Here is a 10,498-nt window from a genome sequence, read left to right as displayed (position 1 = left end):
GCGTGACGAGGGTCAGGCTGGCAAGGTGAGCTGCGGGGCGATGGCCCGCGCTGCCCGTCGAGCACTCCATTCATCTTGGCTCAGAACGCCCTTGTCCAAGTTGCACGGCATGCACAGAGTCTGGAGGTTGTCGAGCTCCGTTTTCCCGCCGCGGCTCTCCGGAATGACGTGGTCGCATGTGAGGTCAAGATGCGTCCCACAGCCCAGGCACCGGTAGAAGTCTCGTTCGTGGACCTTGCGGCGCAGGCTGGGCGAGATCACCGCCTTGCCCTTCGCCTTGGCGCTCCTCTCGGGCTCAATCACATGGTCGGCGCCCCGGCATCCGGGCAGGCACTGCAAGGCGATCTCGTAGACGTTCGGGCGACCACGTATGGAGCGCTCGACAAGGCGGATGTCACCTGATTCTTCAAGCTCCCGGAGCGCCCGACGAACGCCGCGCTCGTGTACGTTCGCCATGTCGGCGATCTCGGCGATGGTCGGTGGCTCCGATGTGGCGGCGAGGATCATGCAGACGACCTTCGTTGTGCTGCGGGCCGTGCAGTGATTGAGGACGACCCCGAGGGCCGCCTCCATCTCGGCGTCGGTGCGCTGGCCTGGCACCGTCGCGCTCAAGCCTTCATCTCCTCAATGGCAGCGAGCAGTTCAGGGCTGGCGAGATACCACTCGCGACGGGCGGCCAGGTGCGGGCGAAGGCTTACGTGCGTGTCGGCCTCGTCGTCGAGCGTCCCCGGGTGGGAGTGCAGAACCTGCGTGTCTGGCGGGTAGCTGTTGAGGCGGTTGTTCAGGTCCGCCGTGTACCCGACCTTGATGTAATCGCCGATCAGTAGGTAGTAGACGACGCCGGGCGACGCGTCACGGCGTCGCTTCAACTCGGCAGCCACGGCCGCAGCCTGCTCGGGGACGAGAGGGCGCCACGTCGGCGCGCGATGCTGTCGCGGCGCGCTCATCTGTGCAATGTAGCCAAGGTCGACGATCTCTCGTATCGACCGGTAGACGGCCGCACGAGACAGGCTTCCCTGTTTGCCCAGCTCGCCCATGGGGATGGTGATCGGCGCTTCCGGGTCACGCTTTTCGTCCCAGCAATCGGCGAGCAACAGGCAAATCAGCTTGGAGGAAGTCCTGAGGCCGCGCTCGGCCTTGCATTGCCTAGTCCACTCGTCACGACCGATGAGGTCGGGTAGTAGAGCGAGAGTCGGAGTGCTCATTTGTGGTTGCTCCAGATGCCGGAGCGCGACAGCACCGTGTCAGACTGGTGCCGCCGAGCCAGTTCCTTAGTCGGGTGGTTCGGTGTCGACGGCCCTGGAGTTACAGCTCCGGGGCCGTCCCTAACCCTACCGTGCGTGGACGCCTGTTCGACGCTCAGTGAGTGCCGTTCTGCCCATGCTTGTCGGTGCCTCGTCGTACGCTGGACGGCAGTCGAGACCTGGGGGTTGGGCATGGACGGGAAGCGGATGACGCCGGCGGAGTGGCGGGCGATGATCGCGGATGCCACGCCGGTGGAGGCCGCCGAGCGGCTGGCGGATGTGCGCGCGTCGGGCCGTGAGCTGCCGTTCCCGGGGTCTGGGCTGGGCTGGTTGAGCCCCGAGCAGGTGGAGGCGCTGCCGTCGCCGGAGATGCGCGCCTGGTACCGGGAGCGGCCCGGGGTGCTGCGGGACCGGGGCGACCTGGAGTTCTTCCCGGCGCCGGTGCGTACGGTGGTTGAGCGGCTGCTGGACCGGCTGGATGGCGCCTATGCGGAGGCCCGCGAGGCTTCGTGAGGCGGCAGGTGGTTCGGACGCCGGAGTACCGGCTGATGCTGGGGGCGCTGGTCGCGTCGGGCATGGTCCCGGACACGGACTTCGAGCTGGTCGAGTTGATGCCCGTGGAGGAGCTGTTCGCGGCGGACTTCGATGGTCTTCCGGCGGCAGGGCATCCAGGGTATCGGGCGGTGGTGTGGCCGTCACGGTTTGGGGCAGCCGCTGTCGAGGGGCGCCTGGATCGGGTGTCCGATGTGGTGGTGCTGACGTCGGTGTCGGTGCAGCCGTGGCCGCAGGACATGTTCGAGCCGTCGGTGGACGTCTAGATCCCCGAAACTGTCGGTGGCGCAAGATATCCTGGGGTCTGACCATGAAGATTGGTCGAACGTAACCAGGAGGAACTATGGCCGGCGATACGACCTTGAGCTTGATCGGGAACCTCACCAACGACCCGGAGCTGAGGTTCACTCCCTCCGGCGCGGCCGTCGCGAACTTCACCGTAGCTTCGACGCCATCCTCGTTCGACAAGCAGTCGAACTCTTGGAAGGACGGCGAGACGCTGTACATGCGGTGCAGTGTCTGGCGCGAGGCCGCCGAGAACGTCGCCGAGTCCCTGACCCGCGGTTCGCGGGTGATCGTGACGGGCCGGCTGAAGTCCCGGACGTACGACACCAAGGAAGGCGAGAAGCGCACGGTCGTCGAGCTCGAGGTGGACGAGCTGGGCCCGAGCCTCAAGTACGCCACGGCGAAGGTCGTGAAAGCCGAGCGTGGTGGTTCCGGTCGAGGCTCGTCAGGCGGCTCCCAGCCGTCGAACGGCCAGCCCTCCGGCGACCCCTGGGCGTCTGCTGCCCCGGCGGGTGCCGGGTTCGGTGGGGATGCCTCGCCGCCGTTCTGACCTCAGGAACGTGGAAGCCCCCGGTTTGCCGCGCCTGCGGTCCCGAGGGCTCCCTCATGTCTGCCGGATGTCGCGGCGTGGGTGTTGGGCGGGTGGTCGCGGCCAGGGCCGGTATCGCCAGGTGCCGTCTCTACGGCGCGTGTAGGCGATCCAGTCGGGGTTCATGTCCTGGACGTACTCCCCGGGCCGCAGGTAGACGAGTTGGCCGGCGTGGTGGACGGGCTGTGGGCTGCCGTCGGGCCCTGGCTGGACGCGGACCCATACGACGTCCGCCGTGGTCGTCCCGGGCGCTGTGAGGCCGCCTGCTGGGCCTGCGACGAGCTCGACCATGGCGTCCCTTCCGTGGGAGCTTCCCCGCCCCGCCTCCGGAGTCGTGTCCGGTGACGGGGCGGGGCTTGCCCGGGATCTCCGGGGCGGCGCTGCGGCTCCGCGTACAGGTGCGCTGCTCCGGATGGCTTGCATAATGCCAGTAATCCTGGCGTTTCGCCGTGTAGATCGGCCGATTGCATGCGCCGCTGGCAGCTTGCGTGGGGTGAGTAGCTCAACGCGCCTGGCGGTCGGTCGTGCCATCGCGGCCGAACGCGCCGCCGCGAGCATGTCCCAGACGGAACTGGGGCGTCGGATGGGCTGGTCCCGGCAGACGGTCGGTGCGATCGAGACCGGTGTGCGTCCGCTGTACACGGAGGACATCCCTGAGCTGTGCGAAGCGCTGGACTGCACCGTGTGGGATCTGCTGCGGCGTGTGAGCGCCCGCGAGTCGCGGGCGATGGGCCTGGACGGCTAGAGACCGAAGCGGGCCCGGTCGTGCGGGCTGGCTTTGCGCAGAAGGTCTGATCCGGTCACGTCGAGCGCCTGGGCGAGCCGTAGGAGTTCGTCGAGGGTTACTTCGCGCGTGCCAGCTTCGATGCGGGCCAGGATGCCTGGACTGACGCCAGCCCGTGCCGCAAGGTCGGCTTGGGTGAGTGCCTGTGCAGTTCGTTCGCCGGCGATGGCCCGTGCGATGACGTCGCGGACGGCCATGCCGGGGACGGTAGGTGTGTCGTGGTGGTGGGGGATGCCCCCGCTGGCGTTCTTGCCACTGCATGGTGAGAGCGCCAGAGATGCTGGCGTTGGCCACCTGTGTGGTCCCGTCATCCCACGAACACCCGTCCCCTAAACCGGCCCGTTGGCTGGATTCGGGCGTGTGACGCTACGTACAAGTAGTTGACACGCTTAGATGGTGGCCTTGTCAAACAGTCCTCATGATGGTGGGGGCGGTGAGGGGCAGTCGATGCAGACGACGACCAGACACGAGCACACCGGTTTCTGCGGCGATCCCGCGGGCCACGCTTTGATCGGCTCCCCCGACGACGGCAGCGACCTCCGAGAATCCTGGTGCGAGTCCGAGCCGATCGAGGTCGAGGGGATCACCGTCCAGGTCGTCGACTCCCCCGACGGGCCCTGGGTGCGCCCCATGCACGAGGGCCGGGTGCCGCTCCCGTCGTGGCTGCGCCTGGCAGCTGACTCGGTCGCAGCGTGGGGCCCGTACGTGCCGGCGCCCCGCATGTCCACGGAGATCACTGGCATCTGACGGCCACGGACAACGAAAAACCCCCGGCGGCGCACCGGGGGTTTTCGTCGTTTGCGGGCGTCGGGCGCCAGCCGAGCGCGTCGATCCGGCTCCGGAGCTCCTCCGGGCTGAACCCGGGCCATCCCGAGTTCAGCGCAATAATTGGCGCTGTTCCGCCTGCATCAGAAATCCTCAGGCGGACGCCCTGGAGGCCTTGCGGCGCATGCTCCGTCCGACGCGGTCGGTCACCCGCAGCATGACCGGAAGCGTTTGCGGGGCAGGCCACACCACGATCTGGTATCGCTCTTGTGACTCATCCACGGTGGCATCGATCTCGGTGTCCCGGCCCCGGCAGTAGACGCGAAGACGGTACCAACCGGGCCCTTGATGATTGACGTCTGGCCAGTCCTCGGGGCCCTCGTCCTCGAACGCCCGGATCCGGGCACCGGGTACCGGCAGGTGCACGCTGACCTCGACCACGTCGTCCCAGCGGTCCAGATCATCGGGGTCGGTACCATCGGGATCCGGCGCTTCATCGAGAAACTCGGCCGTGACAGTGACGGATCCGGTGGCGATGCCGGTTTGAATGACGACGCACCCCTCGAAACAGTCAGCCAAGCCGTTGATCTCCTCGCGAGGCGGTCTGCTTTCAGGCAGGAGCTCACCCTCAGGCAGGATCACGAACATGTGGTCGTCGGCCTCGATGATCTCTGCGTTCATTGGGCGGCCTTGGCCTTGAGTGCCACCTTGTACGGATCGCGGTCGAGGAGTCGTTGCTGCAGGTAGAAGTTCTTAACCTTCTGACCCGCCGCCTGGTTCTGGTCCTTGTCAATCATGCACGAGCTCCATTGGGCTCCGGGAACGGTGCCGGTCTTCAGCGCCGTGATGCCGCATCCTTTGAACGTACGCCCGATGGCCGTACCCTTCCAGTCGCCGTTCGCGTCCTGGCCCGCCGCGGTGTAAGCACCTTCATAGGTCGAACGCATCGGGAACTCGTCGCACTCGTGGTCGATCGTGGGCCGCGGCCAGTGCGAGGGGCAGGCTTTCGAGCCGTTCTTCTTCTTGAGCGAGGCGTTGGCCATCCGGGTCAGGCGACTGGGAGAACCATTGCCGATGGACCGAAGAACATGGCTGTAGTACTGCGGGTAATCAGCTTCTGCGAAGGTGATTGTGGGTACGAAACTGGCTACAACGCAGCCACCCTTCTTATGCCCGGGCAGCGTTCGGTCACAACGGATGTTCTTGTTCACGGTCGGGAAGTACTCGGACGGGGTGCCGCCGATGGGCAGGATCTGCGCGGCCCAATCCACCTTGTTGTACTTCGAAACCTTACTGGCGGCGACCTTCGACGTGGCCTTAGTCTCCCAGCGCACGAGCTTGTCTATGGCCATGGTTTTTGACTTTGCCGTCCCACCTCCCGCTGCCAGAGAACAGTAGGAGTTGCAGGACGCGGACGCGACCATTTGCGCGCCGACGGCGGCACCGGTCATGTAGTAGGGCATGACCTCCCAATGGTTACTGAAGGTCAAATCGAGGCGGTCGAGAATGCTGAACTGCCAAAAGTTGAACTTGATGTGCCCAATTTCCTCCCAGGTGGTGAGGTCGACGAAGGAAAACTCTCCAAGCCCGGCGTAACAGATGTTGGTACGGTTGTACTTCAGAGTGATGTCCTTGGCTGAATCAATGCAGATCTTGGGCACGTCGACCACAGCTGCGGAAATCTCAGCGTCGGTGGCATCTAGAGAAGCCTCGGCCGCGACCGCGGCGTCTCTGCGCTTCACCATCTCCTCCGCGTCGGGGTCGGCCTCGACGGTGAAGACGGCGCAGACTTCACGACCGTCGAGAGTGACCCGCACACAATCGGCCCTAGGGTCGGGGACCTCGTCCGCTTGCGCTGACGGGGCTACGCAAACGCTGATTAGGGCTAAGAGGCATGCTGCGAGGGGAGCCATCAGGAACATGGGGCGTCTGGTTGTCACGAGGTCCTTCTAGATCGCTTCCGGTAGAAGCTCCAGATTTCCGCAAATGGACAATCGTCGCAATGAGTGCAAAATCATAGCGAAATAGTGCCTGCTCGCCGACCAGGCACTGCAGGCAATGACCATCGATGCTTCCGTCTGACGACTCAGCGCTGATATACACGCGCGGTGACAAACAGGCTGATGCAGCGCACCATCCACGACATCCGAGCGGTATCGCTGATCGGCCTGTCGATCATCGCCTTGGTCGGATGCGGCGATCGTGACGCCAGCCCGTCCAGGCCAGCGGTCTCCCCGGTGACAACCGCCTGCCCCGACCGGGCGCGCACGGTGACGGCCACCGCGCAGCCGGGCGCATCCATCAATCCGGACCACACGTACGCCGGATGCATGAGCGTGCATCGCCCGCCCGACAGCGTCACTGCGGAGCCGTCCACCGGGCGATGACCGGTCCGAATCTGTCCTCCCGATCCCTCCCGGCCAGGAAGATCCCGGCTGCCACCGCATCATCCAGGTCGGCGGCATCTGGTGGATGATCCACCGCATCGGGCGCCGCATCGTCATCAGCAATGATTCCGGCGAGACACACCCCGAGGACATCTTCCGGGACTTCGTCGATAGGGCTGCGCTCCAGCTCGAGTACATCCCCCGCCAGCGGTCGGCCTGACCCAAGATCGGCCCCAGCCTCATCCCTCCGAGGCTGGGGCTTCGTCATCCGGCCGTCTCGTAGCTGACGCGCTTCCCTGGCCGCACGACGCACCGCGCGAAGGGAGCCCCGCCATCCGGTGGCGGGTGGAAATGCTGCCCATCTCAGCCCTCCCCGGTATCGCCACTGACAACCTCACGCACACGCCACGGACTACCCTGCTGCAGCTCGTATTCCGCGCCGCCGGTTCCCTGCCCGGTCGAGGCGGTCACCCGGAACGCGCGGGCGTTGTCCTCGAGCCACCCGAAGTGGATCGCTCGGACGACGTAGATGCGGCCACGGTAGATGAACGACTGCGGCTCATCGTCGACCGCGCGGACGTCGGCCGGCTCCCATGGGAGCGTTGCGGTGGTCATCGGGTTCTCCTTGCTCTCGGTCAGTCGGTGGACGTGCCGGTGGCGTGCTCTTCACGGGCGATCCGCAGGGCCCGGCGCTCACTGTCGGCCTGCTCGTTACTCGTCCAGCCACAGGTGCAGCCTGGACGCCACAGGCGCAGGCCGTGCGTCTGACGGGTTGCGGTTGCCTCGTGCTCGCTCACGGCACTTCCTCCTGCTCGGTTGGCTTGGGGTTCAGACGTTGTCGGTCTCGCCCTGAGCGACCCCACCGAAGTTCACGAGGTCGAACACGGCCTGCTCCTCGGCCAGCGTCGAGAACTGGCCCTCGGCGACGCCGATCGTGCGGTCGCGGAATCGAAATTGCCCCTGCCGGGTCAGCCCGTTCCAGTCGACATACAAGCCGTCGTCGGTCTCGATCGTGGCGGGCATGTCGAACTGCTCGGTGGTCCACCAAGAGGCAGGGACGGCCAGTTCGCCGCGCATGAACATCAGGATCGTCGTGCACCTCTGCTTGCCGTCGATGACGGCGTGAGAGTTGCAGCGTTTCTCGTCCCACCCGGGGTGACTGAACTTCGCCTCCCACCGGTTGTTGATGATGAGGGACGGAATCGGCACACCCAGAAGGAATGACCGGATGAGATTTCGACGCCGGGTTAAGCCCCAGACGTGGCCACGCTGGTACGGCTGATCCATGTCGAGACCGAAGTCTGCCGTGTCGTAGTGCGCGATCGAGTCAATGCGGTTGTTGAACGTCGACACCGAGATCCGGCGGATCGGGGCCAAGGTCTGCAACGTCTCCACTGCCATCACTCCTGTTCACGGGTGGCTTGCCACCCCAACTATGCACCACTCTTGCCGGGGTGGCAACCCACCTGCGAAACTTTCCCCATGGCCAACCAGCACGCACACAAGCAGCGAGTCATCCGAGGAGTCGACGACGAGCTCATCAGCGACTTCGACGCCGCAGCGAAAGCATCGGGAGCAGACCGGTCTGCAATCACACGCCAGCTCTGGGCCTGGTTCGCTCGCCGCGACGGGGCGGAACTGCCAGAGCGACCGCCGAAGCGAGAGATCTAGCCCAGCATCTCCCGCACCCTGACCGCCACATCCCCCGCACGAGGCGCCAGGGCCACATCCAGGCCGTCACGAGGCGCCGGAGACTCCAGCACCCGCAGCACGTCCACCAGGAGCCCCCGCATCGCGTCAAGCTCCTCAACCACCCGAGCATCCGTCCGCCCCGGCCGCTCCGAATTCGCCACCAGGTCAGCAGCGCTCAAGTACGGCACCAGCTCCGAGTACTGGCCAATCCCCGGCACCCGAGCGTCATACCGGGCCGCAGCCGACGCCAGCATCCGCAGCAGACGATGCACAGGCTCGGCGTCCATGACCTCCACCCACACCCACCAGTCCCCGACCAGCATCCGATCGGCCGGCACACCCGCGCCGTGGGAGCAGTACGGCGGGACCGTCACCACCTCACGGCATGATCGGCAGACTCGGATCGTCCAGGAGTCAGGCACGTCAGTCACTTTCCAGCCCTTCGTGAATGACCTGTCCACGTCGAATCGTCTCGTCGCTCAAACCCTCCACGGACGCGGCGATGGCTCCAACGGCCGCGCGAGCTGAACCATCGCTCAGATCGGCATCACGGACGGCATCGCGGATCATCAGCAGGGTCTTGCGCAACCGATCCCGCTCCGCCGTCAGTTCCCGGATCTTCCCCGCAGCCTCGGCCGCCAGCGTCTCGGGAGTGTTGTCGCCCGTACACACCTCGTCCGCGCTGCCACCGGTCTGCTCGGGGACATGCGCGGGGTAGCCGAGTGCACGTCCGAGCGCCTCGCCAGTCGCGTACGACAGCTTCCCGTAGGCGTCCTTGTAGAGGGCCAGCTCCCGGTCCGTCTGGTCGCCGTCCTCGTATAGCGGCCCGGACGCGTAGTCGACGTGCACGCCGTACTTCTCGCCGAGTTCATGCAGGGCATCGATGAGGTCGCTCTCGATCTGATGCTCCCGGTCCACGCCGTGAAGAGCTATCCAAGCTCGCCGGCCAATGGCGTCGGCCATCCCATTACCTCCTTTATCTTCCGTATCAGCCGGTTCCGTCGCTGCTGGGGCCACTTGAACATCTCCCGGTACGCCGCCATCACCGTTGCCGCGTAGACCATGTCGTCCAGCGTGGCCATTCCGCCTCGTAGCCGGTCCTCGACACCGTGCGGGTCACGCGGGTCCGGGATGGTCACCGTCTTGCCGTCGTGAACGAACGTGACCATGTGCGGCGTGCTCACCGCGCGACCGTCCACGTCAGCCGGCCGATGTCCTCCGGCGCCATACCGGCGTCGGTCAGCCACTGGCAGCACCACTCCCGGATGCCCTCGGGGAAGGCCAGCGCCTCGTTAATCTTCCTGGGCCCCCAGCCCTTGATGGCCGCCGCAGCAGCGAAAGCCGCATTGGCGGGGTGGAGATGGGCGTCGGATGCCTGCCGGCGGTCGCCTCGGGTTGATCCCGCCAGGATCGCGCGGTCGAACGCATGCAGGTGCGCCATGGCCATTCCCGCGAAGTGGCCGCACATGTTCTTCTCTCGCGGCACGGCATCGGCGAAGTGGAGCGGGGTCGTGGTCGTCTCGGTCATGCGGTCTTGTCCTCCTCGGCCCGGTACGTCTCCGCGAACTCGGCACCGCCAATGAGGTACCGGTTCGATCCGAGGACCCCGCCATCGAGTGCCACCGCGAACATGACCTCCGTGCCGCCGTACTGCGGTTCGCCCCACGGCGCATCGATGACAACGGGCTTTCCGTGGGGGTTCCGGAAGGCGTGGACTCGACCTCTGGCACGCCAGCGATCGCCCTCGATGTGCTCGTAGCGCTCGTCGCGCTTGGCCTTCTCGATCAGGTAAACCTCCCCGCCGGGGTTGGTGACCTTGATGCAGCGTTCGGCCGTCGCGGTCAGCGTGGTCTCGGCGGTTCCGTCGGCGAGGATTGTCTCCACGACGGTACCCACGGGCACCTCCTCGATGGCCACCTCGGCATGCTTTCGGTAGACGGGCGCCCCCTCGAAAGTGTGCGTCATCGCAGGCGTGTTCAAATCGACGCGCATGTAGCTCATTGCTCTCCTCGGTTGGGCCGTGGCCCGCCAGATTCCCCACTGGCGGGCCACGGGGCTCTACTTGCTGGACTCGACGCTGACCTCAGGATCAGCGGATAGTTCTGCTAGTGGATCCAGATGATTCCGGCGCAGACTGCCGTACCAAGCAGCGCACCAACGAGAACGGCGGGCCACCAGTGCCCGTACTCGCTCTCGTCGT

At 65.9% G+C, this 10,498-nt stretch carries 20 protein-coding genes; 6 read left to right on the top strand and 14 right to left on the bottom strand.

What is annotated here, in order from left to right; translation table 11 throughout:
• Positions 1 to 12 precede the first annotated feature (12 nt).
• Entirely contained in the window at positions 13 to 612 is a 600-nt protein-coding gene (locus QSK05_RS26615; RefSeq protein WP_285600075.1) for an HNH endonuclease, read from the bottom strand.
• Positions 609 to 1,205: a hypothetical protein gene (locus QSK05_RS26610; RefSeq protein ID WP_285600074.1), complete on the bottom strand. Its 597-nt coding sequence runs from the start codon at positions 1,203 to 1,205 to the stop codon at positions 609 to 611. The genes QSK05_RS26615 and QSK05_RS26610 overlap by 4 nt, the downstream gene beginning before the upstream one ends.
• Positions 1,206 to 1,436: 231 nt before the next feature.
• On the opposite strand from QSK05_RS26610, the gene QSK05_RS26605 reads away from it, so the two are divergent.
• From QSK05_RS26605 to QSK05_RS26590, 4 genes are all read left to right on the top strand, one after another.
• Positions 1,437 to 1,757 carry a hypothetical protein gene (locus tag QSK05_RS26605; protein ID WP_285600073.1) on the top strand — a complete coding sequence of 107 codons (321 nt, stop codon included), beginning with the start codon at positions 1,437 to 1,439 and terminating at the stop codon, positions 1,755 to 1,757.
• Entirely contained in the window at positions 1,754 to 2,062 is a 309-nt protein-coding gene (locus tag QSK05_RS26600) for a hypothetical protein (RefSeq protein ID WP_285600072.1), read from the top strand. Before QSK05_RS26605 ends, QSK05_RS26600 begins: the two co-directional genes overlap by 4 nt.
• A gap of 77 nt (positions 2,063 to 2,139) precedes the next feature.
• Positions 2,140 to 2,631, top strand: coding sequence for a single-stranded DNA-binding protein (locus QSK05_RS26595; protein ID WP_285600071.1), 492 nt, complete (start codon positions 2,140 to 2,142; stop codon positions 2,629 to 2,631).
• 532 nt (positions 2,632 to 3,163) lie between these two features.
• On the top strand, positions 3,164 to 3,415 hold the full coding sequence (locus tag QSK05_RS26590) for a helix-turn-helix domain-containing protein (RefSeq protein WP_285600070.1): 252 nt from the start codon (positions 3,164 to 3,166) through the stop codon (positions 3,413 to 3,415).
• Here QSK05_RS26590 and QSK05_RS26585 read toward each other — a convergent pair.
• Positions 3,412 to 3,651, bottom strand: coding sequence for a helix-turn-helix domain-containing protein (locus QSK05_RS26585; protein WP_285600069.1), 240 nt, complete (start codon positions 3,649 to 3,651; stop codon positions 3,412 to 3,414). The genes QSK05_RS26590 and QSK05_RS26585 overlap by 4 nt on opposite strands.
• Before the next feature lie 250 nt (positions 3,652 to 3,901).
• Here QSK05_RS26585 and QSK05_RS26580 point away from each other — a divergent pair, with 250 nt between their 5' ends.
• Positions 3,902 to 4,201 (top strand): hypothetical protein, encoded by a 300-nt coding sequence (locus QSK05_RS26580; protein WP_285600068.1) that lies wholly within the window; start codon positions 3,902 to 3,904, stop codon positions 4,199 to 4,201.
• A gap of 171 nt (positions 4,202 to 4,372) precedes the next feature.
• Here the strand turns inward: QSK05_RS26580 and QSK05_RS26575 are convergent, their stop codons facing one another.
• From QSK05_RS26575 to QSK05_RS26565, 3 genes are all read right to left on the bottom strand, one after another.
• Positions 4,373 to 4,867, bottom strand: coding sequence for a hypothetical protein (locus QSK05_RS26575; protein ID WP_285600067.1), 495 nt, complete (start codon positions 4,865 to 4,867; stop codon positions 4,373 to 4,375).
• 29 nt (positions 4,868 to 4,896) lie between these two features.
• Positions 4,897 to 6,036, bottom strand: a complete 1,140-nt coding sequence (locus QSK05_RS26570; RefSeq protein ID WP_285600066.1) for a hypothetical protein — start codon at positions 6,034 to 6,036, stop codon at positions 4,897 to 4,899.
• 269 nt (positions 6,037 to 6,305) lie between these two features.
• A complete protein-coding gene (locus tag QSK05_RS26565) occupies positions 6,306 to 6,596 on the bottom strand; it encodes a hypothetical protein (RefSeq protein ID WP_285600065.1) in 291 nt (96 codons plus the stop codon).
• Between the two features lie 95 nt (positions 6,597 to 6,691).
• On the opposite strand from QSK05_RS26565, the gene QSK05_RS26560 reads away from it, so the two are divergent.
• The gene (locus QSK05_RS26560; protein WP_285600064.1) at positions 6,692 to 6,826 is read left to right on the top strand and encodes a hypothetical protein; all 135 of its coding nucleotides are present in this window, start codon (positions 6,692 to 6,694) and stop codon (positions 6,824 to 6,826) included.
• A 143-nt stretch (positions 6,827 to 6,969) separates the two neighbouring features.
• Here the strand turns inward: QSK05_RS26560 and QSK05_RS26555 are convergent, their stop codons facing one another.
• From QSK05_RS26555 to QSK05_RS26520, 8 genes are all read right to left on the bottom strand, one after another.
• On the bottom strand, positions 6,970 to 7,221 hold the full coding sequence (locus QSK05_RS26555; RefSeq protein WP_285600063.1) for a hypothetical protein: 252 nt from the start codon (positions 7,219 to 7,221) through the stop codon (positions 6,970 to 6,972).
• Between the two features lie 20 nt (positions 7,222 to 7,241).
• The gene (locus tag QSK05_RS26550) at positions 7,242 to 7,403 is read right to left on the bottom strand and encodes a hypothetical protein (protein WP_285600062.1); all 162 of its coding nucleotides are present in this window, start codon (positions 7,401 to 7,403) and stop codon (positions 7,242 to 7,244) included.
• Positions 7,404 to 7,434: 31 nt separating this feature from the next.
• Positions 7,435 to 8,007 (bottom strand): DUF262 domain-containing protein, encoded by a 573-nt coding sequence (locus QSK05_RS26545; RefSeq protein ID WP_285600061.1) that lies wholly within the window; start codon positions 8,005 to 8,007, stop codon positions 7,435 to 7,437.
• A gap of 266 nt (positions 8,008 to 8,273) precedes the next feature.
• The gene (locus QSK05_RS26540; protein WP_285600060.1) at positions 8,274 to 8,675 is read right to left on the bottom strand and encodes a hypothetical protein; all 402 of its coding nucleotides are present in this window, start codon (positions 8,673 to 8,675) and stop codon (positions 8,274 to 8,276) included.
• A gap of 46 nt (positions 8,676 to 8,721) precedes the next feature.
• Positions 8,722 to 9,261, bottom strand: coding sequence for a hypothetical protein (locus QSK05_RS26535; protein WP_285600059.1), 540 nt, complete (start codon positions 9,259 to 9,261; stop codon positions 8,722 to 8,724).
• Entirely contained in the window at positions 9,228 to 9,482 is a 255-nt protein-coding gene (locus QSK05_RS26530) for a hypothetical protein (RefSeq protein WP_285600058.1), read from the bottom strand. The genes QSK05_RS26535 and QSK05_RS26530 overlap by 34 nt, the downstream gene beginning before the upstream one ends.
• Entirely contained in the window at positions 9,479 to 9,826 is a 348-nt protein-coding gene (locus QSK05_RS26525; RefSeq protein WP_285600057.1) for a hypothetical protein, read from the bottom strand. Before QSK05_RS26525 ends, QSK05_RS26530 begins: the two co-directional genes overlap by 4 nt.
• Entirely contained in the window at positions 9,823 to 10,299 is a 477-nt protein-coding gene (locus tag QSK05_RS26520; protein WP_285600056.1) for a hypothetical protein, read from the bottom strand. Before QSK05_RS26520 ends, QSK05_RS26525 begins: the two co-directional genes overlap by 4 nt.
• Positions 10,300 to 10,498 lie beyond the last annotated feature (199 nt).

Origin of the sequence: Kineosporia sp. NBRC 101731, assembly GCF_030269305.1 — a bacterium.
In the GTDB taxonomy this organism is placed as follows: domain Bacteria; phylum Actinomycetota; class Actinomycetes; order Actinomycetales; family Kineosporiaceae; genus Kineosporia.
The sequence above is the reverse complement of the archived record's forward strand: the minus strand, read 5'-3'. Positions and strand labels throughout refer to the sequence as shown.